This is a genomic window from Polyangiaceae bacterium (assembly GCA_016715885.1).
In the GTDB taxonomy this organism is placed as follows: Bacteria; Myxococcota_A; Polyangia; order Polyangiales; family Polyangiaceae; genus Polyangium.
Genome location: JADJXL010000025.1, coordinates 95300 through 116617 on the forward strand (window position 1 = coordinate 95300; position 21318 = coordinate 116617).

The following is a 21318-nucleotide window of genomic DNA, read 5'->3' on the forward strand; positions in this document are numbered from 1 at the left end:
CGGTGCGCCCGATGTCGGTGTTGACGGCAAGCGTGCTTGGCTTGGGACTTGGGCTCAAGCATGCGCTCGAAGCGGATCACGTGGCGGCCGTGTGCACGTTCGTTGCGCGCGGGGGCACGGTTGCACGCGCGGCGAAGTCGGGTGCGTTGTGGGGGCTCGGGCATGCGGTCGTGTTGATGCTCGCCACAGGGACGCTCGTTTTGGCTGGCGTTTCCGTACCAGAGCGCATTGCGACGCTGCTGGATGTCGCCGTGGCCGTGATGCTCATTGGACTCGGCGTGCATGCTCTTGCCGTGCGTCACAAGTTCCACCAGGACGAACCCGCGGCTACGCCAAACCGGCGGCCTTTCGCAGTCGGTGTCGTGCATGGCGCTTCGGGTACGGCGGCTCTCACGTTGCTCGTGGCGAGCACGATGAGCACGCCTGGTGCAGCGCTCGTGTTCGTCGGAGTGTTCAGTTTCGCTGCGGTCATCGGGATGGCCCTTGCAGCAGCCTTGGTAGCGCTACCGATGCGCTCGCTTGCACGCTTGTCGCCGGCCGTCATGCCGTATGTGCAGACGCTGACTGCGCTCGTTTCCATCGCGGCTGGGATCGCGATCGTCATGTAGTTCAGTGCAGCATTCGTGCAGCATGCGCGGAAAATCAGCTAAGAAGGCCCCGTGACTGGCGGAGCACGAGGGCGAACGACCGTACGGCGGCGAAGGATCATGCGCCTCGTGCTGGGCGGAGCCGCGCTGAGCATCATGACGGCTGTCGCGGTCGCCGTGCCTGAATCCTTGCTTCATCGCGGCACGCGAGAAGCCCGAGAATGCCTTGCCAAGTACGCCGAGCCCCGCGGCCCTGAAACGCCGTCGTGCGGCGCCGCGTTCGACTCGTTCTATTGGCCTGCAAAGTTTCCGTGGACGGCGTCCCGCGCGCGTTACCGAATCGAAGAGCTCGGCGTTCGCATGGCGCGATTCGAGTACGTCGAAGCGGCCGTGGGCAAACCGAATCGAGAGGCACTCGCGCACGCTGCGGAAGCGATCGAACACCAAGCCGTCATCGTGCAAAACGGAACGACGCGCGTGTCGATGAAGGAGCTCGGTCCTTTGGCGGGTGCGCCGGATCCTGGTCGCGATGCCGACGAGCTGGGTGACCGTCGGACGCTCGTCGAGCGCGGTGAGTCGTGGTTCAACTGGCGCGTGCGGCTTTCGACGCTTCGTGCCGCGCTGCTTTCGGGCGACATGGCGAAAACCGAAGCGCTCGCGAAGCGGTACGCGGTCGACGATCCGCGAGATCCGGACCTGCGTTCGGCGGTTGCATCGGTGCTTTGCATGGGGCCCGATCCGGAGAAGGGCGCGGACATGCTGGCGTACATCCAGGATGACCGCGCGAGTCGTCGCTACGAAGGGCTTTCACGCGATTATGGCGAGGTTCGTGCGCTGCTCGTCGCGTGCTTGGCGAAGCGCAACCTGCCGCCGCCCCCGTTGCCCACGCGGTCAGACGCGGGCACCGCTGACGCCGTGGAGCAGCGTGCGCTCTTGCGTTTGCGGCTCGCGGATACGCCTGCGGCCGAGGCATCGCGCAACGCAGCCATCGCGACCATCGTAAGGCTTCTCGAAGGCGGGCCACGTGGCCCGGGAGGGCGTCTTTCGCTGCTCGCTGCGCTTCTGACGTCGGGCACGGATCTCGATACCGCGCGGATTGTTCGTCTGTCCAAACCCAAGTTCGACGAGCTACCGCTTGCCCCGTCGCTTTCCCTGACGGCGCTCGAATGGGTCGCCGATCATCGTCCGGCCATCGGGGATGCCGAGCCCGCAGCCATTCTGCCTGGAAAGGTGTTTCTTGCAGCGTCGCACGAGCTTTTCGCGCTGCAGACGAAGCTCGAGGAAGCCGCGGACAAACCCGTTGGAAAGGACGAACCAAACGAGGGCGACCAGCCTGGGACGAGCGATGCCGATGTGCTTGCGGGCATCGTTGCCTTGCGCGGTGCACTTCTTCTGGAGGCCGCAGCGTCCCTTGCGAGGGACGGCCACCCGGAAGTGGCCACCGCCGCAGCCGATGACGCCGCGGCCGTTCTGAAGTTGCCCACGGCAGCTCGCAGCCTTTTGAGGTCCAACGTTTACTGGGTATCGGGCGAGCGTGACAAAGCGTTCGCCGAATCGGCGTTCGACACCACAGCGGCTCGAGCTGATGACGCTACCGAAAACCGGATCCTTGCGGCGTTATCGTTACAGCGGTCCGAGCTCGCCATGTCCTTGGGCAAACGGGATGAGGCGCGGTACGCGGCGCTTCGTGCGGAACGATTTGCTTCGGCTGCAAACGAATCGAACCTCCTTGCGCGATCGAAGTGGATGCTTGCGGCGCTCGGTGAAGCGAAGGCCGAGCCTCCACCGAAGGAAACGCTTGCAACGCCGGCACCATTTCCACCCGTGGGGTTTGCGAGTCCGCTCGAGCCTTGGCGTACGGATGACCCGGACAAACAGCGAACGCTGCTCGATCGAGCGCTTGCACCGTGGGTTGGCCTGGCCACGGCGGATCCCGCAGTGCGTCGAGCAGGCCGATGGGCAACGCTTCGATCGCGCGGCGATGCGCCCCCGTGGTTGTCGGTGCATTTGCTTCTCGCGAGCCGGTTGCTCGATCCGACCGAAGGTGATCACGAAGTTTTTTTCGATGCGCTGCTCGCGTTCGATCAGCGTCGGTTTTCGCTGCGGTCGTATGCGTTTGCCCGAGCCGAAGCGGCACGCATGCGAGGCGATGGTGCGGCCGCTTCAACGTGGGACGATCGCTACCGTGCTCTTCGCAAGCTCGCCGCAGATCACGCGCACATCGAGCTGACTCGGCATCTCGACATCTGAATGCATGGCGTAAAACGTGCTACAGGCTCCGTCATGCGAGCTTTCCGCGCGCTTTTTACGCTGCTTGCGTCATGCGTCGTCATGGCTGCTTCGTCGTCCGAGGCCGGCGCATACGAACGCCAGTGGCAAGTCGGCTTGGGCGTGGGTTACGCGCAGCTCATCAACGAAGGTGGCACACCTGTAACGCCAGCGTCCCTTCATGGCATTGGGTCGAGTCTCACCATCACGTATGGCCTCACGGATGCGATCAACATCATTGGTCACGCCGACTTCAATGCTCACCCTGGCGATGCACCAACGCTGCTTTACGGAGGTTCGGTGGGCGTCGCCTACGTGATCGACGTGTTGCGGTGGGTACCTTGGGCGGGCGTAACGGCGGGCGGTTATGGCGTTTCGGCGCTCGAACCATGCGTCGCGACAAACGACGTTCCGTGCACGAACGCGCGTCTCGGATTCTCCTTGCTGGGTGGAATCGACTACCAAGTCTCCCGAAGCTTTTCGATTGGCGCGATGGGGCGTTATGGCGTGCTGCTTTTCGGCAACCAAAACGCAGTTGATCACACGATCGGTGGGTTCATACGAGCCCAATATATATGGGGTTATTGAAGTAGAGGGAGCTTGCAGGCTGCTGCGCGCCGCGAATCGTCGGTCGGACCTGCTCAGCGTGCAAAGATTTGAGCTAGCCCGGGGAGTGGTTCAATTCTGCGGCGTTGCGGGGGGCCCCACTGTTCGAGCCCGCGAAGCGGGCGAGTTTGGGGGGTACCGCGACGCCGCAGAATTGAACCCTCCCTGGGCGGACAAACCCTGTTCACCCCCCTAGGACCCCTTCCCCTTACTCGCTGGCCCTTGTCCGCTGTTCGACCGTTTCCTCGTCGACGGCGGAACGACCACGGTGATCTTCGGCGAGTCGTTGACGTTCGTACTGATGATCGATGCAGGAGCGCGCGCGGGTGCTGCAGCCGAATACGCCAGCGGCACGCGTTCGGTCGACGCGTACATGTCCACTTCCGAGACCGGCGGCGGTTCATCGAACGCAGGGAGCGTTTGTGCGCGTGCTCGGCTCGGCCGCAACGACCCACCGCTCACCGAGCCTGGCAGCGTATCGGGAAGCTGGACTGCGGGCATGGCATCGAGCGTCGGAGCGTTCATGCGCGCCCGTTTGGAGGATGTCGGCCCTGAACGCGCTCGCTTCGACGAAGGCGGTGACGCCGATGCCGGCAGCGTCACGCGCACCAGCATGCCGCCCAAGTCCGAGCGCGCTGCTTCGAGCGTGCCTCCATGCGATGCGGCGATGTTGCGTGCGAGCATCAGGCCGAGCGGTTCTCTCGCGAGCAGCGGGTGAATCGACGTCGCCCGCCGGTGTTCCGTCGTCGCGGCTTTTCCCGAATGCTCGATGGTCACGACGATTTTGTTTTTCTCACGAGCAACGGATACCGACACGATCTGCATCCGCGGCGCCTGAATCGTTGGCTTTCCGGGTTTGTCCGCGCGACCGCAAGCGTCGATGCCATCCGCGAGCAGTCCATGCACCAGTTGCCACAAGTGACTGCGTTTGCAGCGAACGAGTGATTCCGCGCCCGGCTGAATTGCGACGAGGATGTCGACGTTTCGAGCACGCGCAGCGGATTCGACGAGGCCAACCGCATCGTGAACGACCGAACCCACATCGACGAGCTCCGGGGCCGTCTCCTCGAGCGCAGCAAGCAGCCGTCCACCGCTCGTACGCGCGAGCATGAGCGTGTTTGCAGCTTCTTCTTGCGCGGACTCGAGCTCGCGGAGCACGGCTGCCGCGCTCGGGTGACGCATGCGCAATTGTTCGAGCCACTTTTCTTGGTGGCTGCTGTAGGACGCGAGTTGCGACGACACCGCGCGCAGGTCGTCGACGAATCCAGCCGCAAGCGCGCCGAGCGTCGCAAGGCGCATCAATTTCTCGTCGACATCCGTGACGGACGCAGGTCGTTCCGTACGCGGCACTTCGCCTGCAAGCGCTTTTTCGCGTGCGAGAAACAGCGCGAGCATATTTGCTGCAGTTTCCAGCACCGTCAGCACTTGAGACGTGAACAGCTCGGCCGATGACGCTGCGAGCGAAATGACCCCGACAACATCACGACCGATGACGATGGGCGCAGCGGCGACCGCGTTCCAACCGGCACTTCGGAGGACCGACGGAGACACGCGAGCTGCAAGAATCGATGCTGCATCGTCGTCGACGGTCAGCCGGCGTCGTTTAGCGGCTTCTTGGATGACGAACCAGGGCGCAACAGCGGCTGGAAATGATCCAACGTGAGGGCGCAGCGCTGCGGGCAAACCTTCTTCGGCCACGAGCTCCAGGCCCGAGGGCGTCGCTTCATGCACCATGCCCGCATGAAGCTTGGTGCCTTCGAAGACGCACGTGAGGGCCTCGGCGAACACGCCGCCAGGTTTGGTGCGCGTGAGTGATCCGGACAGACTGAGTAGAGCGCTCAGCGCAGGATGAGATGGTTGTGACTCGGCAGTCGTGCGGCGCGCCGCCATGACGAGGCAGCGTAGCGCTCTACATCCGTGTGGGTCTACGTCTCGTCGGGAATGAACTCGACCACGATGCGCCACGAGCCTTTTCGTTCTCGGGCTTGGTCGGGCACGAGGTCGGTGATGCCCAGGACTTTTCCGCCGTCGCTTTCATCAGGGCGCGTGGCGAAGCCGTCCCACTGTGGCGAGACGACATGCCAATGACTTGGCAACGTGGTGGTCTTGGTCAGCGGCATCTATTACTGGCAGACGACGCCGCTACAATCCTCGCTGGCGGGATTGAAGTCGGCGCACTTGTTGTTCGGCTGAAGGCCCCAAGTGCAGTAATTCAAATAACCAAAGCCGTCGATCGCCGTCCATTTGATGTTGATGTCGGAGAACATCGGGCCGGTGTAACAGGTTTGTTTGTCGTAGCCGCGATAATAGAGTTTATCGCCGACTTCGAGGTTGCTGCCGGAGAGCTTGATGATGCCGAAGTCGCCGACGACGACATCGCCGCTGCCGCCGCCCGGATCGGGTTGAGGCACGGGGGAGACGTCCCCAACGCGCACTTTCACGCCGCCCCATTGGTCATGGAAATCCTTGTCCGTGGACGAAGCGAGCTTGGCGATCTCGTCAGCCGTCGTGAAAGCGTGCGGCGTCGGAGGCGTCGCGGTGCCGGTCTTTTCGACTTTGCATGCGAATGCAATTTGCCGCTGCGCCACTTGGCTGCCATTCATTTCGTTTGCACACGCATTGAGCAGGAAGTAATCGGCGACGCCTATCACGTCGACCACGTCGCCCGGTTTGATATCGTCCGGAATCGAATCGCCGGGAAGCGGATCGTCGGCGAAACGATTGCTGATTTTGCCGCAGTATGAAGTCTGCTGACCTGGTGGAATCACGGCATTGTTGCCTTTGCTCACGACCATGATGCCCGAATACGGTGCAGTTTCCGTGAGGCCAGGCGCCGAAACGAATACACCATAAAGGCACGTGCCGCTCGACGAGCTCTTCGACACGAGGAACTTTTGGCTCATCACCACCGCGCCCTTGACCGACACGGGCGAACCCTTGCCGACGGCTCCTGCCGCCTTCTCGTTGGTGATCTGCTCGATGGTCACCTCAGATCCGGAGCACGCCTCGCCGCCGCCGCTACCGCCTCCGCCGCCAGCACCGCCACCGCCAGTGCCACCAGCTCCTCCGGCCATGCCCGACGACGAGCTCGCAACGGTCGTTGCACCCTCGCCACCCGTGCCATCGCCACCCGCTCCGCCGGATCCCGTTTGCGGCTCGGCCCGACAACCCACCGCCGATGCGGAAAGCCCAAGCAAAAGCGCCGCGCCCGCACTGAACAAACACCACTGCTTCTCGATGGACATCGGCAAAACCTCCTCACTAGCTGATTGGGAACGAAGAAAGACGTCCCGAGCCTACCACGTCCTGCACGCCCTTTCCCTGACGGTTTGGCGTCATGGTCGACAACGTAAAATCCCCTGAACTTCGAATTTCGACGCAACGCATCAGGATCCACCGAAAAAGTGTGACGGATCACGCGTGGATGTTTTGAAGTCAGCGGGAATAAAATTCGACAAATGCGGTTTTGGGCGCGCGAGTCGACGTCGAGACGTTGACACGGATCACTCTGCCGCTAGGATGCGCGCCGCTGCGCCCGGGAAAACGTTCGCAATACCGGGCCGAGCGCGCCGCCGTGCGGCTCTGGCGGATAACGCGTTTTACTATTTTCAGCGAACCAAGGGGGGCGCGAACCAGGGCGCCCCATCGTTCAAGGAGGTCGGATTGTCTACCGACGTGATGATCGAGGCCAATGGGCTCACCAAGCGATACGGGGCGTTTCGCGCGCTGGACAAGGTGAGCTTCGAAGTCCACCGGGGAGAGGTGGTGGGCTTTCTCGGCCCGAACGGCGCCGGCAAGTCCACGACGATGCGCATCCTCACCTGCTTCATCTCCGCATCGGGCGGGATGGCGAAGGTGCATGGGCACGATGTCTTCGACGAACCGCTCGAGGTTCGAAGGAAAGTCGGTTACTTGCCGCAGCGAGCGCCTCTCTACGGCGAAATGAACGTCTGGGAATACCTGACGTTCGTCGCCGACATGCGCGGGCTCGACCACGGAACGTTCCGTAAGCGCATGAAGAACATCGTCGAGATCTGCGGCCTGGCCACGAGCTTGGGCAAAGACATTCGGGACTTGTCACACGGCTATCGCCAGCGCGTAGGTCTCGCGCAAGCGCTCGTGCACAACCCCCCGATCCTCATCCTCGACGAACCCACGAGCGATTTGGACCCCAACGAAAAAGCGGAGGTCATTCGCTACATCCAAGAGATCGGCAAAGAGCGCACGATCTTGCTCTCGACGCACAACTTGAACGAAGTCGAGCAAGCGTGTGCGCGCGCGATCATCGTTTCGAAAGGTCGCATCGTCGCCGACGGCGCGCTCGACGACATCCGCTCCCGAACGGGCAAAGTGCGGTACGTCGTGACCGTCCACGAAAAACGCGTCTTCGAAGGTGGATCGGCGAAGAAGCCGCCGAGCGCCGAAGAGGTCCAGGCTGCCCTGGAAAAACTCCCCGGCGTAACGAGCGTCGTGGAGCTGCCGACGGACGACAAGGCGCACAGCTTCCAGATCATGGGCGTGCAGGATGGCGACATCCGGCCCGAGATCTTCCAGCTCGTCGTGGCCAAAGGCTGGCTTTTGCTCGAAATGCGCCGCGAAGCGCAGAAGCTCGAGGACGTCTTCAAAGCGCTCACGCGCAGCGACGAACGCAAAGATCGCGGTCGTCCCATCGTCGACGAACCCGAAGAAGACGCCGCAGCGGCTGAGGAAGAGGATGAGGACGAAGACGCGTCCGATGAAGACGAGTCCGACGAGGACGAGTCGAAAGAGGACGAGGACGAGTCCGAGGATGAAGACGAAGACGAGTCCGACGACGAGGACGAGTCCGACGACAAGAAGAAGAAGGGCTGAACGTCGATGGGCACCACATTCATCATCGCGAAGCGCGAGTTCCGCTCGAACTTCGACTCACCACTGGCTTACGTGGTGATCTGTATTGGACTCCTCCTCGTGGGCTTCCTGTTTTTCTCTTGGTGGAACGGGGGCTTCTGGCAGGCGGATCGCACGAGTTTGGCGGGGCTGTTTGCCCTGGCACCGTGGCTCTTGCTCGTCGTGGCATCGGTCGTGTCGATGCGCGTGATGGCTGAAGAGAAGCGCAGCGGGACGCTCGAGCTGCTCATTACTTTGCCGGTGAAGGATCACGAAGTGATCCTCGGCAAGTTCCTCGGCGCGTTCGGCCTCGTTGCCATGCTGATCCTCGCCACGGCGCTCTATCCGATCCTCATGTTCAAGTGGCCTTGGAACCTCGGGCCGCTCGACATGGGACCCGTCATGACGGGTTACCTCGGGCTCGTTCTCTACAGCGCAGCGGCGGTTGCCGTCGGCCTTCTCGTGTCGTCTCTGACCGAGAGCCAACCGATCGCGTTTTTCCTGACCGCCGTGATCCTGTTTTTCCTCCACGTCGTTGGCAACGTCGCGGACAGTTTGCCCTGGCCGTGGGCTCGCGAGGCCGTGGCGTTCATCAGTTTCAACTCGAGGCTCATGCCGTTCGCGAAGGGCATGATCAACACCCGTGACATCGTCTACTTCCTCTCGATCACCATCGGCTGCCTGATGATTGCATTCCGGGCGCTCGAACGAAGGAAGTGGGCGTAGGAGAATGGCGATGGAACGCAAAAACAAAGCACGAGCGCAGACTGGGTTTTACCTCGCGCTCGTCGCCGTGATCCTCGTCATGGCGAACGTCATCTCGTTTGGTGCTTACAAGCGTTTCGACATGACGAAGAGCGAGCGGTTCACCCTGTCGAAGGGTTCGGCTCGGCTCGTCAGCGAAAAGCTGAAGCAAGACTTGCAGATCGACATCTACGTGACGCGGGGTTTGCCCAAGCACGAGGCCTTCATTCAGGACCTCACCGACTTGATGGGCGAGTACGAGCGAGCCTCGAACGGCAAACTCCGTTACACGATCATCGAGCCGAAGACCGAAGAGCAGAAGACGGCAGCCAAAGAAGCTGGCTTGCAAGAAGCCGCGTTCGGTGAAGGCAGCGAAACGGGCCGCGATCAAGCGACGATCTCGCGCGGCTTCATGGGCATGGCCTTCAAGTACGGAAGCGAGAAGGAATCGATTCCGATACTTTCGCCCGATTCGTCCCAGGGCCTCGAATTTTGGATCACCAACAAGATTCGCGAGATCCGCGATCGCGCCGAGAACGACAGCCAGAAGTTCGGCGTCATCACGGGCAAGGACGAGATCAAGCTGACCGACACGAACCTCGTGGCGAGCCAAGGTGGCCGCGGTGGTCCCTCGATGAAGGGGATCATCGATCAGGCGCTTCCGTTCTACAAAATCGAAGACGTCGATCTGCAGAACGGCGATGCCGAGATCAACAAGGAGCTCGCGGGCATCATCATCACGCAGCCGGGCAAGGACTTCACCGAGAAGGAGCTGCGTCGCATCGATCAGTTCCTGATGGAGGGCAACAAGGCGCTCGTGGTGTTTGCCGGCGCCGTGAACCTCAAGGCTTCCGATGCAGCGATGAAGGCCGAGCTGAACACGCATGGCCTGGAAAAACTTCTCGATGGCTACGGCGTCGAGATGAAGAAAGAAGCGATTTTGGATTGGGGCCGCACGATGCGAATCCCCTACCAAACGCAGTCGGGCGGCATCGGCTGGGTTCGTATGCACGGCGTGGTGCAGCTCCAGCACGAAGGTGGGCTCGAGGAGAACGAGCAGATGCTCGACTCGTCGTTCGCCGGCTTCTTCCGCATCGACGAGCTTTCGTTCCCCTTCCCTTCGACGCTCGTTCCGCATCCCGAGAAGCAACCGGGAGCGCAAATGAAGGTCGTCGCGCGATCGACGCCGAACACCACTGTCGACTCGTCGGACACGATCGACATGAAGTTCACCAACGACCTGAAGCCCAAGGGGGACTACGGGCAGCGGGCGATGGCGGTCGTGGTCGAGGGCAAACTCAAGAGTGCGTTCACGGGCGACAACCAAGGCGTCGAGGCGCCGGCGGAGTCGAAAGACAAGAGCCGCATCTTGGTGGTGAGCGCGTCGCAGTTCTTGGCGAACCCGTTCGCGCGTGCAGGCAACGCGCCTCCGATGCCCCCGCAGATGATGATGATGGGCGGCATGGGCGGCGACGAAGACCTGCTGATGCTCAGCATGCCGTACGCGCAGAAGTACCTCACGGCGACGATCCTGGCGTTCAAGAACACGCTCGACTGGATGGGCGGCGACAGCGACCTCATTGCTGCAAGCGCCAAGCTCCTCCAGGAGCCCAACTTGACGTACTCGGACATCCGCAAGCCCAAGCAAGAGGCGACGGACGACGAGGCCGCCATGACCAAGAAGGCCGAGGAATATCGCCTCGAGCGTGAACGAGTTCAGACGCGCGTGAAGTGGACGCTGACGCTCCTCGGCCCGATCCTCTTCGCAGGGTTCGGCCTGTTCCGATGGCGTCGGCGTGAGAGCGCACGAGAAGCCATCCGACTCGACTGAGGACGAAGAACCATGAAGACCGAACTCAAGATCTACGTGGCGATCGCCATCCTCCTCGCCCTCGGCGGCGGCTGGTACGCCACGAATCAAAAGAAGCAAAAGGACATTGCTGCGCACTCGGCCCCGGCAGCCATGGCCGACCTTCCGACCATCGCGGTGAGCAAAGACGACGTCGAAGCCATCACGAAGCTCGAGGTCAAGAACGCGGACAAATCGAGCGTTACCCTCGAAAAGAAGGGGGACGCTTGGGAAGTCACCGCTCCCGTATCCGCCAAGGCCAATGCGGCCAACGTCCGGTCGCTGCTCGACAACTTGAAGGATCTCAAGGTCAAGGAGAGCATCGATCGCGGCACGACGACGTACGCGCAGTACGAGCTGAACGACGAGAAGGGGGTGCATGTCGTGGCCTACAAGGGCGACGGCAAGGTCTTCGACGCGTACTTCGGCAAGAGCGGCTCACGCGGACAGCTTGCACGCGTGGGCGGCAAAGACGGCGTGTGGATCGTCAACGGGTACTCGCCGTTCCTGTACACGCGCGAGGTCAAGAACTGGCGCGAGACGTCCATCCTCAAGTTCGAGGATGCGAACGTGATTCAAGCGTCCGTGACAAACCCGAACGGTCAGTTCAGCTTCTCGCAGAACGATGGGAAGTGGTCCGGGTCGTTCACGAAGCGCGACAAGGACGGCAAGCTCCAGGACAAACCCGAGAAGAAGTGGGAGAAGTTCGACGAAGGCAAGGTCAAGGAGATGCTGCGTGCATTCAAGTCCTTGACGGCGGAAGACTTCGGCGACGACAAGTCCGACGCGGGTCTCGATGCTGCCGAGACGAACGGTGGTGTCGTTCAGATCAAGCTGAAGGACAACGCGGGCGACATCACGGTCAAGGTTGGAAAGACAAACAAGGGCACGAGCCGTTTCGCCTTGAAGGAAGGCGGCGACGGGACGCTCTACGTGATCTCGTCGTGGTCGGCCGATTGGGCGACCGCGAACCGCGAGAAGTTCGAGAAGTCCGACGACAAGAAGGACGAGCCGCACGGTGCCGACGATGGCCACGGCCACGGCGACATCCCTGGTCTTCCGCCCGATTTGCAATGATAGCTTGTTTGCGATGGGGGGCCCGAGGCTCGGGCACCCCCCATACCCCCCCGATTTGTCCCTCTTCAAATCTTGGAAGCTAGTGGCAAAATGCCTTGATTTTGGCGGTCATGCGGTCTAGGCCCGCCGTGATATGAAGGCTTCCTGCCGCTGGCTGCGCGAACTGGTCCCAGGTCTCGATGCTTCCGTCGATGAAATTGCACGGAGGCTCACTCATGCAGGAATCGAGGTCGAGGGGATCAACGAGTTCGGCGAAGGGACGAAGTCGCTGGTCGTCGCAGAGGTCGTGGCGTTCGAGCCGCATCCGGCGCGCGCCAAGCTGCGGCTCGTGACGGTGAAGCTCGGCGCAGACACGACGCAGAAGGTCGTTTGCGGTGCCCCGAACGTGCCCGATCCGGGGGGCCTCGTGGCGTTCGCGCCGCTCGGTTCACATCTGCCCGCGGTGGGCCTGACGCTGACACCTCGCGAGATTGGCGGGGTCGTGAGCGAAGGCATGCTCTGCTCGGAGCGGGAACTGGGGCTGAACGCCGTTGCCAGCAAGGACGAAGACCACGGCATCTTGATCCTGCCCAAGGGCGTTGCTGCGCCCGGCACGCCGCTGCGTGAAGCGATGCCCGAGGTGCACGACCACATCCTGCATCTTGGTTTGACCCCCAACCGACCGGATTGTCTGGGCCACATCGGCTTGGCGCGTGAAGTCGCAGCGCTGTTTGGTTTGCCGTTCCAACTGCCCACGATTCACGCAGCGAAGCGCGTTGCCGAAGGTGAAGACGTCGGACGGCACGTGTCGGTCGCGATCGAGGACCTCGAGCGATGCCCGCGATACGGCGCAGGCTTGGTTCTCGACGTGGCGGTGGGTCCTTCGCCGTCGTGGCTGAAGTACCGCCTCGAGAGCTTGGGAATTCGTTCCATCTCCAACATTGTGGACGTGACAAACCTTCTGCTGCTCGAGTACGGGCAACCGATGCACGCGTTCGATTTGGACGATGTGCGAGGCGGAAAGATCATCGTTCGTCGCGCCAAACTGGGCGAGAAGCTCACGACGCTGGATGGCGTCGATCGCGCGCTCGACGCGGATGACCTCGTGATTGCGGATGCCGAAGGACCGACAGCGCTTGCGGGCATCATGGGTGGTGCGCACAGCGAGATTCGGCAAACCACGCGGCGGGTGCTCCTCGAATGCGCGTACTTCGCGCCGCGAGGGGTTCGTCGAGCGGCTCGGCGACACGGCATGCACACGGAATCGAGTCATCGGTTCGAGCGAGGCGTGAACCACGGGACGATGGATGCGGCGCTCGCTAGGGCGACGGCGCTACTCGCGGATTTGTCGGGTGGACAGGCGGCTCCAGCGCCGCTCTTTGCGGGTGCACCCCTTCCACCACGCGAGCCCGTGCGCCTGCGTGCGTCACGCATGCACTCGCTGCTGGGCGTCGCAGTCCCCATGCCGGAAGCAACGGACATCCTTCAGCGGCTCGGCTTCGACGTGACGGAAACGCATGGCGAAGACGACGCGGCTTACGCGCTGGTGGTGCCTCCGCCGCATCGTCCGGACATCGCCGGAGAAGCGGACCTCATGGAAGAGGTCATCCGCGTGCGAGGCCTTGGCACGGTGCCCACGGTGCTTCCAGCGCTGCGCCCGCAACCACCTCGCACGGCGTTCGACCTGCAGAACCGCGTGCGTGCAGCAGCCGTCGCGCTGGGTTTGTCCGAGGCGATCACGTACGGGTTCGTATCACCGCAAGAGCTCGAAGCGCTCGGTTTACCACCGGCACCGTTCAAGCTTCTGAACCCGCTCGTCGAAACGCGTTCGGTGATGCGCACGTCGCTGCTTCCTGGCCTCCTCGAAGCGCTTGGTCGAGCGCGCCGTCATGGTGTGCACGACGTCCGGCTCTTCACGTCGGGCGCGCGATTTCTCGCGAGCGAGCAAACCGCGCCCCTTGCCGACGAGGTCCCGTCGTTTGCGGCGATCCTTGCAGGCTCGCGGCGCGCGGTGCTGCAAAAGCCCGTGGAGGTCGACGTGTACGACGCCAAGGGCATCGCCGTGGAGATTGTCGAGCGTGTCACGCAGCAGAGCGCGACGGTCGCGCATCAGCCTGAAAACGAGCGTGCGCCGTACTTGCATCCGCGCGGGGCGGCGTTTGTCTTGGTTGAAGGTCGCGTCGTCGGCAGCTTCGGCCCGCTGCATCCGGATGTGGTCGATGCGCTGGATCTGGGCGGTGGTTGCGTCGTGATGGAGCTCGACCTGCGAGCGCTCGCGCAGGTGGGCACGCGAAGGCCGCAATACAAGCCGATTCCGGTGCTTCCTGCAGCAACGCGGGACATCGCGCTGGTCGTATCGGACGAGATCGAGGCGGGCACCGTAGGGGCTTCAATCCAAGAAGCAGCCGGCGAATTGTGCGAATCGGTCGAGCTTTTCGACCTGTTCCGCGGCCAGGGCATTCCCGCCGGGCATCGGTCTCTCGCGTTCCACGTCGTGTACCGCGATCCGCGCGCAGCGACCGATCCTGAAAACGCAAAAACGCTCACGGACGAAGAAGTCGATCGCCGTCACAAGAGCGTCGTCGAAGCTGCGCACAAGAAGTTTGGCGCGACGCTTCGAGCGTGACTCTCTTCCCCCTCTCCGCCGCGCCGCAGGCGCGAGGGGAGAGGGGGCCAGGGGGTGAGGCTATTCCGCGAGCAGCCTTTTCCAGAACGCCTCGACATCATCGAGCTGCTCCGTCCGCGACGCCGAGGGCAAACCCGCGAGCAGCGTTTGTCCGTACCCTCGCGTGCGAACGCGTCGATCCAAGATCGCGACGACTCCGCGATCCTTACGCGTTCGTATCAATCGCCCAAACCCTTGCTTCAACGTGATCGCGGCTTGCGGCACCGAGTACTCGGCGAACGGCTTGCCGCCCGCTTGTTCGATGGCCTGAGACCTGGCCACCACGATCGGATCGGTCGGCACGGCAAACGGAATCTTGTCGATGATGACCAGCCTGAGCGCATCTCCAGGCACGTCGACGCCTTCCCAAAAGCTCATCGTCGCCACGAGCACCGCGTTCCTCGATGCACGGAAACGCTCGAGAAGCAGCCCTTTCGGCGCTTGCCCCTGCACCATCAGCGGCCCGGGAACTCGACCAGCAAGTGCCCTGCCAAACCCCACCATCGCGCGACTCGATGTGCACAAGACAAACGCGCCGCCACCAACGACGCCCACGAGCGCCGCGATGCGATCGGCCGCTGCCGCGCCAAAGGCCGCGTCAGCGACGTCCGGCAAGTCCAGCGGCGTGTACAAAAGCGCGCGTGACGCGTAATCGAATGGCGAAGGCACGACGAGCTCGTCCACGGGTACCGTGACGTTCTCATCGATCCCCAAACGTGAACGCAGATAGCGGTAATCCCCCGGCTTCGGCGTGAGCGTCGCGCTCGTGAGCACGACCGATCCGATGCGCTCGAACACCGACTCGCGAAAGATGTGCCCCACGTCGACCGCGGAAGCTCCAATCGCGATCGACCGCGGACGAACCTCGGCCCACGTGACGTGGTTGTGGTGCTTGTCCACGATCTTGGCGAGGTCGTCGCGCAACATGCTCGAACGCATGCCCACCAGCGCTACCGCCTCGGCTTTCGCGTTGTTGCCCGCGTAATTCATGAGCCCATCGAGGCAGTTGTCGACCCGATGGTATGCGTTCAAAAGATCGCCCGACCACGCATCGTGCGCAAGCTCGACCCGTCCTTCGTTCGACCGCGGATCCTTCGCTACGACCTGAGCAACCTGCGCAAAAAATTGATCGGCTGCTTCGCGCGTGAGCGACGTGATGACCGCGCCCTCGCCTTTCCCGAGCACTCGGTCGGACAAACCCGTCGCGATGAAAGCGCGATCGGCGTCGCGCAGCATCGTGTCGAACCGAGTTTGCGACACGCGCGTGCCGAAAAAGTCCGTCGCGATGTCTTCGAGCTCGTGGGCTTCATCGAAGATCACTGCATCGTACGGGGGCAATGCGCCTGCGCCAGGAACGTCTCCGCGGCCCACCTTCAGCGCCAAGTCCGCAAAGAAGAGGTGATGGTTGACCACGATGATGCGCGCCGCTTCCGCTTCTCGCTTCATGCGCGTGACGAAGCACCGTTCGTAGTACGTACAATTCGAACCGATGCGCGTTTCGCTGGACGAACAGACCTCGCGACGAATCGGATCGCCCTCCGGCAGCGACGCGATCTCTGCGAGATCTCCCGTCGCCGTGTAGCTCGCCCAATCTTCGACGATGGGGAGCGATCGCAAGAGTTTGTCATCCCGGTACGCTTCGGGGCTCTTGCGCAGCTCGTCGTAACGACGCAGGCACAAGTAGTTGCCGAGTCCCTTCACGAGCGCCGCCGAAACGGGCAAGCCAAGGAGCGTCGAAACGAGCGGCAAATCCTTACTAAAAATCTGTTCTTCGAGCGCCTTGGTGGCGGTCGAAATGACGACCTTCCGGCCGCTCAGGATGGCGGGAACCAGGTACGCGAGGGTTTTTCCCGTCCCTGTGCCCGCTTCGCAAAACAGCACGCGGCCTTCTTCGAGCGCTCGTTCGACGGCGTCGGCCATCGCGAGCTGCCCGTCGCGCTCTTCGTAGCCGGCGAACAAGTGCGCAAGCGGGCCGTTCGGACCAAGCAGCCTGCGAGCTCGACCGACGTGAGGTGACGCTGAAGAGGGCTGTTCGTACGCGACCACTACGTGCGGGAAGCAGCTTTCTCGATCGACAGCGCGAAAGCTACCTCGGTCATCGCCTGCTCGAGGTCCGCTACTCGTTTCTCGTAAGAAACCTCGAACCAGCTATCGAGCGTGTGCGATTCGTCGTTCGGATCGGGCAAAGGCGTGATTTGCGTACCCACTTCGACGTAGCCGCGCTCGATCGCTATTTTCGCGAGTTTCCGAGCGTGTTCGAACATCACGCCCTCGGGCTCGTGCGGGAAGTCGCTACGCTGCGCGCGTACCATGAGGATCACTGCGGGCTCGGACGCTCGCACGCGGATGCCTGCATCCATGATGAGGTTTTCCCGCGCGCGTTCGGCGACATGGACCAAGTCACCACGCGTGCGGTAAACGACGAATCCTGCGGAAACCAGGGCTTTTTTTACTTCGGCCGGTGTCGGCATCTTTCGATGGTGCGGGCCCCCGAGCCAAGAAACGTAGCAAGCGCAGCGTCGCAATTCCGCTGCACCACGTCAAGAATACGTGCGTTTTGGGTCGAGCTTTCGGGGGATGGGTGAGTGTGCGGGAGAAAAGTGGTCAGTGCGTCGCGTTGGGCGCGTGACCGCTCGAACCGTCATCGGGCTCTTGGAAGATGGGCGCGGGCTCGAGCACGTTGAGCTGGTCGCGCTTGATCTTCAGACCTTTGTCCGAGAAGAAGAGGTCGTTTTCCTCGAGGCGAGAGCGGACGCGACCGATGAAGAGAATCGGATCGGCTTCGCGCGTGTAGCCGAGTTGCACGATGGCGCCTTTGGGCCACGAGCCGCCGTCGAAGTTGAGCTCGCGACGAAGCGTGTAGAAGCCTTCCGGCGTCAGCTTCTTCAGCGAGTTTGCCCAGGACAGCCCACGAAACTCGATGCCCGGCCCGTGAAAGTGCCATCGGTTGTGGATGTTGTGGTCAGGCGTGATGACCTGCGGAAGACCGCTGTCCGAGTGGTTGTGGAAGTACACGATCGAGCCTGCGGGAACCCGCTGCTCGTTGCCCGGCAGGGGCTGCGAGGTCAGGTAGAGGCCGCAATCAGGAAGCATGGATTTCGGTGTCGTCGCCATTGGGCGCGCAGCATAGCTCGTGTTTGGCTGGTTGGGGATGTTGATCTCCTGGGGGGGCTCGCGCCTCACCCCCTAACCCCCTCTCCCCGTCGCGTCACTGCGTGACGCTCCGCGGAGAGGGGGAATTACATGATCGTGACCCTTTTTCCTCCTCCCCCTCTCCCTCGTAGGGAGAGGGGGCCGGGGGGTGAGGTGCGAAGTGCACGCAGATCGATGCCCCGAATTTGCCTAATTTCAGACTGAACGGCGTGCTGGAACTCAAACCCAAAACCCCCAAGGCGCGGCCCCAAAAAGATGGTATGCCCCGGGGCCGCGTTCTTCGGCCTAGTGACGAACGCTGCGGAGTTTCGACGCGTGAACAAGTTGACGAGCATCCTGGGTGGCCTGGCGGTCTTTGCGATCGCCATCGTTTTCATCGTGCAGTTCCGCCCCAACGCGGGACAGCAGGTGGCTACCGGCCCAACGTGCGCCATCGAAGTGCGAGGTTCGTGCATCCCCACCCTCCACTACTGGGCGTCCTTCCGAATGATGGTCCCGCGCGGCGCAGAAGCCGCGCTCTTGCGACAGCTCCGCATGCGCAAAATGACCGCCGAAGGCCTCGTCGAGCGCTACCTGCTCAACGAAGACGCCAAACGCCTCGGCATCACCGTCTCCGAAGACGACCTCAACACCGAGCTCAGGTCGGGGCGCATGCATCTTTCGGCGCCCGTCGCCCCCATCAAACTCGCCGACGGCACCGCAGTCGAGCCTGCGAAGCTCATGCCCTACTTGGGCCTCGGACCCGACATGGTTCGTTACTGGCCCGTCAAGGACAAGCAAACCGGAAAGTTTGACCTCAAAACGTACGAACGTGAAGTACGGGCCATGGCGAAGATGAGCCCGCAGGAGTTCCGCGCCTACCAAAAGGAAGAGCTCATCGCGGCGCGCATGCGCGACATCGTCCGATCACGCGTTCAAGTGGGCGAAGAAGAAGCTTTCGCGCGCTACGCGAAGGACAAGTCGCAAGCGGTCGTGTCGTACGTTCGCTTGGACAAACGCTTCTACGCCGATCTCGTTGCCGACACTTCGACAAAGTCCATCGATGCGTGGGTCGCGCTCAACAAGGAAGAAGAAGAGCGCGTGTGGAACGCTCGCAAAAGCCAGTACACGCCCGAATGTCGCGTGACGCGGCACATCCTGGCGAAGATCAACGAGGATGCCGCCGATCCCGATGCCGAGAAAGAAAAGGCGCGCAAGAAGATCAAGGAAGCACGTGAGCGCCTCGACAAAGGTGAAAGCTTTGCCGACGTAGCAAAGTCGCTCAGCGACGATGGCAGCGCCGAACAAGGCGGCCTGCTCGGATGCGTGGGCAAGGGCAAGATGGTCAAACCCTTCGAAGACGCGACGTTCGGCGCTGAACTTGGCAAAGTCGTCGAAACGGAATCTCAGTTCGGCATCCACCTCATCGTCATCGACAAGATCGCCAAAGACTTGGAAGCCGAAGCGCTCGGACGCGCCGAAGTCGACAAAGAGATTTACCTCGCGCACGAGACGGAGCGCCTCGCAGCCGAAGCAGCAAAAGCGATCCTTGCAGCGGTGCAAGGCGGCAAGAAGATCGACGAGGCCGTCACGGCACACATCGCGGATCTGGAAGCGAAGGCAGCACAAGCGGCCGAGGAAGCTCAAGGCGGCAAAGACAAGAAGAAGGACGACAAAAAGAAGGATGACAAGAAGGGTGAGGAAGCCGAAGCAGCTCCATCGCTCTTCGCCATGCATCCCGCGCGTCCGGTCGTCGAAACGAGCTTGCCGTTCAATGCGTCCGGTAGTCCCATCCCCGGGGCATCGCCCGCGAGCAATGCAGCCGCGATGGCCTTCAAGCTCGAAAAGCCCGGCGACGTGCCAAACGACATCGTCGAGCTGTTCAACGGTTACGCCGTCATGGTGCTGAAGGAGAAAACTCCGGCATCCAAAGAGGCGTGGGAGAAGGACAAGACGATGTTCATCGCGCGCCTTCGCGCGGAGAAGCAAAACGACGCGCTCACTGCGTACCTGGACCGCCTGCGCAACACGCTCGGAGCGGAAATCAAGTACGGCCCGGAGTTCGTGAACGAACCGAAAGAGTCGGACCCTTCGAGCGAAGAGCCGACCGAGTAGCATACGATGCTCGCATGCATCATTTTCGTGTAGGTGAATGCTGATCCACCACGATCTCGTCCTGTCGAGTGGGCTGCCGGTGGTCGTCGTACCGCAGCCCAACGTTCACCGCGCGGTGGCCGCGCTTTTTCTGCGCGTGGGTCCTCGCTTCGAAACGCCCGCGACAAACGGTTTGTCCCACTTCCTCGAACACATGTCGTTTCGAGGCACGCGCACGTACCCGTCCGCGCACACGCAAGCGCTCGCGTTCGAGCGGCTTGGGGGAACGCTGTTCGCCGCAACGTCGGTGGATCACGGCGTGATGAGCATCGCGGTGCCACCGCGAAACTTCGAGCGTATCATCGATCTGTTGGGTGAGGTGACGACGACGCCCAGGTTCACCGACGTCGAGATCGAACGCGGTATCGTGCGCGAGGAGATCCTCGAAGACCTGGACGACGATGGGCGTGTCATCGATGCCGACGACCTTTCACGGCAGCTCATTTTCGAGGCGCATCCGCTCGGATATCGCATCACGGGCGGGCTCGATACGCTGGCCCGTTTCGATGAAGCGATGCTCAGGGCGCATCACGCGCGTCATTACACGACCGCCAACGCCATGCTTTGCCTTGCGGGCAACTTCGACGTAACCGCAGCCGTTGCGGCAGCCGAGCGTGCGTTTGCAGCGATGCCTCGAGGCGCCCGCGTCGAGGCGACCGCGCCGCGCAATGGTCAAACGCACCCGCGGTTTTCCTTCGTGAAGAACCAATCCAGCCAGACCGACCTTCGCATCGTGTTTCGCGCGGTGAGCGAGCACGACGCGCACGAGCCGAGCGTCGAAATGCTGCTGCGCGTTCTCGACGACGGCATGTCGACGCGTCTCTACGAGCGCATATGTGATCGCCTTGGGCTTTGTTACGACGTGTCGGGGATGTTCGAGGCGTACGAGGACGACGGGGTGGTCGACATAGCGGCAGGTATGGCGCATGACCGGGCGACGATCGTGCTGACGGAGATTTTTGCGTTGGTGGACGAGCTTGCGTCGCATGGGCCGAGGCCGGAGGAGCTCGACAAGGCGAAGGATCGGCATTTGTGGTCGGTGGAGGCGATGGCGGATGACGCGGAGGAGGTGGCGAGCTTCTACGGATTATCCGCGTTTACAAATTCGGTACGGACGCCCCAGTTGCGTCATGAGCAGCTTGCGAGCGTGACGGTGGCCGACGTTCGTGACGCAGCGCAGCGCATTTTCCGTCCGGAACGGATGGGCGTGGTAGCGGTGGGGATGTTGAAGCGGTCGCAGGAGTCGAAGATGGACAAGATTGTTCAGGGGTTTGGTGGGGTGAGGTAGGTTCCGCGCCCGGTTTGGGGATCGAGTTGGATTTTTGTGAGAGGAAAGGGTTTGGCGAAGCCGCGCAAGCGAACTTGACTGGTTCGCCATTCGAACGGTT

The 21318-nt window shown here is 62.3% G+C and carries 16 protein-coding genes; 10 read left to right on the forward strand and 6 right to left on the reverse strand.

What is annotated here, in order from left to right; translation table 11 throughout:
• The first annotated feature begins 11 nt into the window (after positions 1–11).
• The 3 genes from IPM54_35485 to IPM54_35495 are packed head-to-tail and all read left to right on the forward strand — an operon-like array spanning position 12 to position 3443.
• Positions 12–608 carry a hypothetical protein gene (locus tag IPM54_35485; protein ID MBK9265070.1) on the forward strand — a complete coding sequence of 199 codons (597 nt, stop codon included), beginning with the start codon at positions 12–14 and terminating at the stop codon, positions 606–608.
• A 51-nt stretch (positions 609–659) separates the two neighbouring features.
• Positions 660–2837 (forward strand): hypothetical protein, encoded by a 2178-nt coding sequence (locus IPM54_35490; protein MBK9265071.1) that lies wholly within the window; start codon positions 660–662, stop codon positions 2835–2837.
• A 33-nt stretch (positions 2838–2870) separates the two neighbouring features.
• The gene (locus IPM54_35495) at positions 2871–3443 is read left to right on the forward strand and encodes a hypothetical protein (protein MBK9265072.1); all 573 of its coding nucleotides are present in this window, start codon (positions 2871–2873) and stop codon (positions 3441–3443) included.
• A 210-nt stretch (positions 3444–3653) separates the two neighbouring features.
• Here IPM54_35495 and IPM54_35500 read toward each other — a convergent pair whose 3' ends face one another.
• Genes IPM54_35500 through IPM54_35510 form a run of 3 tightly spaced genes read right to left on the reverse strand, consistent with a single transcriptional unit; the run spans position 3654 to position 6706 of the window.
• On the reverse strand, positions 3654–5351 hold the full coding sequence (locus IPM54_35500; GenBank protein MBK9265073.1) for a HAMP domain-containing histidine kinase: 1698 nt from the start codon (positions 5349–5351) through the stop codon (positions 3654–3656).
• A 35-nt stretch (positions 5352–5386) separates the two neighbouring features.
• Positions 5387–5581, reverse strand: a complete 195-nt coding sequence (locus IPM54_35505) for a hypothetical protein (protein ID MBK9265074.1) — start codon at positions 5579–5581, stop codon at positions 5387–5389.
• A 3-nt stretch (positions 5582–5584) separates the two neighbouring features.
• A complete protein-coding gene (locus IPM54_35510) occupies positions 5585–6706 on the reverse strand; it encodes a hypothetical protein (protein MBK9265075.1) in 1122 nt (373 codons plus the stop codon).
• 433 nt (positions 6707–7139) lie between these two features.
• Between IPM54_35510 and IPM54_35515 the strand changes: the two genes are divergently transcribed.
• The 5 genes from IPM54_35515 (at position 7140) to IPM54_35535 (ending at position 14605) form a co-directional block, all read left to right on the forward strand.
• Positions 7140–8312: an ATP-binding cassette domain-containing protein gene (locus IPM54_35515; protein MBK9265076.1), complete on the forward strand. Its 1173-nt coding sequence runs from the start codon at positions 7140–7142 to the stop codon at positions 8310–8312.
• A 6-nt stretch (positions 8313–8318) separates the two neighbouring features.
• A complete protein-coding gene (locus IPM54_35520) occupies positions 8319–9056 on the forward strand; it encodes an ABC transporter permease subunit (protein ID MBK9265077.1) in 738 nt (245 codons plus the stop codon).
• Positions 9057–9066: 10 nt separating this feature from the next.
• Positions 9067–10905: a GldG family protein gene (locus IPM54_35525; protein ID MBK9265078.1), complete on the forward strand. Its 1839-nt coding sequence runs from the start codon at positions 9067–9069 to the stop codon at positions 10903–10905.
• Between the two features lie 12 nt (positions 10906–10917).
• Positions 10918–12000 (forward strand): DUF4340 domain-containing protein, encoded by a 1083-nt coding sequence (locus IPM54_35530; GenBank protein ID MBK9265079.1) that lies wholly within the window; start codon positions 10918–10920, stop codon positions 11998–12000.
• A 133-nt stretch (positions 12001–12133) separates the two neighbouring features.
• A complete protein-coding gene (locus tag IPM54_35535; protein ID MBK9265080.1) occupies positions 12134–14605 on the forward strand; it encodes a phenylalanine--tRNA ligase subunit beta in 2472 nt (823 codons plus the stop codon).
• 60 nt (positions 14606–14665) lie between these two features.
• On the opposite strand, the gene IPM54_35540 is transcribed toward IPM54_35535, so the two are convergent.
• The 3 genes from IPM54_35540 to IPM54_35550 all read right to left on the reverse strand — a co-directional run bounded on the left by IPM54_35540 (position 14666) and on the right by IPM54_35550 (position 17758).
• Positions 14666–16564: an ATP-dependent DNA helicase gene (locus tag IPM54_35540; GenBank protein ID MBK9265081.1), complete on the reverse strand. Its 1899-nt coding sequence runs from the start codon at positions 16562–16564 to the stop codon at positions 14666–14668.
• Positions 16565–16689: 125 nt separating this feature from the next.
• Positions 16690–17115: a hypothetical protein gene (locus IPM54_35545; protein MBK9265082.1), complete on the reverse strand. Its 426-nt coding sequence runs from the start codon at positions 17113–17115 to the stop codon at positions 16690–16692.
• A 133-nt stretch (positions 17116–17248) separates the two neighbouring features.
• Positions 17249–17758 carry a hypothetical protein gene (locus IPM54_35550; GenBank protein MBK9265083.1) on the reverse strand — a complete coding sequence of 170 codons (510 nt, stop codon included), beginning with the start codon at positions 17756–17758 and terminating at the stop codon, positions 17249–17251.
• A 354-nt stretch (positions 17759–18112) separates the two neighbouring features.
• Here IPM54_35550 and IPM54_35555 point away from each other — a divergent pair, with 354 nt between their 5' ends.
• Together IPM54_35555 and IPM54_35560 are read left to right on the forward strand one after the other, a co-directional pair.
• Positions 18113–19891, forward strand: coding sequence for a peptidylprolyl isomerase (locus IPM54_35555; protein MBK9265084.1), 1779 nt, complete (start codon positions 18113–18115; stop codon positions 19889–19891).
• A gap of 37 nt (positions 19892–19928) precedes the next feature.
• Positions 19929–21218, forward strand: a complete 1290-nt coding sequence (locus tag IPM54_35560) for an insulinase family protein (GenBank protein ID MBK9265085.1) — start codon at positions 19929–19931, stop codon at positions 21216–21218.
• Positions 21219–21318: the final 100 nt, after the last annotated feature.

Excerpts from the sequence above, each read along its gene's own strand:
- IPM54_35485 (MBK9265070.1), top strand. The coding sequence starts at position 12 with ATGTCGGTGTTGACGGCAAGCGTGCTTGGCTTGGGACTTGGGCTCAAG.
- IPM54_35495 (MBK9265072.1), top strand. The coding sequence starts at position 2,871 with ATGCGAGCTTTCCGCGCGCTTTTTACGCTGCTTGCGTCATGCGTCGTC.
- IPM54_35500 (MBK9265073.1), bottom strand. The coding sequence starts at position 5,351 with ATGGCGGCGCGCCGCACGACTGCCGAGTCACAACCATCTCATCCTGCG.
- IPM54_35505 (MBK9265074.1), bottom strand. The coding sequence starts at position 5,581 with ATGCCGCTGACCAAGACCACCACGTTGCCAAGTCATTGGCATGTCGTC.
- IPM54_35510 (MBK9265075.1), bottom strand. The coding sequence starts at position 6,706 with ATGTCCATCGAGAAGCAGTGGTGTTTGTTCAGTGCGGGCGCGGCGCTT.
- IPM54_35515 (MBK9265076.1), top strand. The coding sequence starts at position 7,140 with ATGATCGAGGCCAATGGGCTCACCAAGCGATACGGGGCGTTTCGCGCG.
- IPM54_35520 (MBK9265077.1), top strand. The coding sequence starts at position 8,319 with ATGGGCACCACATTCATCATCGCGAAGCGCGAGTTCCGCTCGAACTTC.
- IPM54_35525 (MBK9265078.1), top strand. The coding sequence starts at position 9,067 with ATGGAACGCAAAAACAAAGCACGAGCGCAGACTGGGTTTTACCTCGCG.
- IPM54_35530 (MBK9265079.1), top strand. The coding sequence starts at position 10,918 with ATGAAGACCGAACTCAAGATCTACGTGGCGATCGCCATCCTCCTCGCC.
- IPM54_35535 (MBK9265080.1), top strand. The coding sequence starts at position 12,134 with ATGAAGGCTTCCTGCCGCTGGCTGCGCGAACTGGTCCCAGGTCTCGAT.
- IPM54_35540 (MBK9265081.1), bottom strand. The coding sequence starts at position 16,564 with ATGGCCGACGCCGTCGAACGAGCGCTCGAAGAAGGCCGCGTGCTGTTT.
- IPM54_35545 (MBK9265082.1), bottom strand. The coding sequence starts at position 17,115 with ATGCCGACACCGGCCGAAGTAAAAAAAGCCCTGGTTTCCGCAGGATTC.
- IPM54_35550 (MBK9265083.1), bottom strand. The coding sequence starts at position 17,758 with ATGGCGACGACACCGAAATCCATGCTTCCTGATTGCGGCCTCTACCTG.
- IPM54_35560 (MBK9265085.1), top strand. The coding sequence starts at position 19,929 with ATGCTGATCCACCACGATCTCGTCCTGTCGAGTGGGCTGCCGGTGGTC.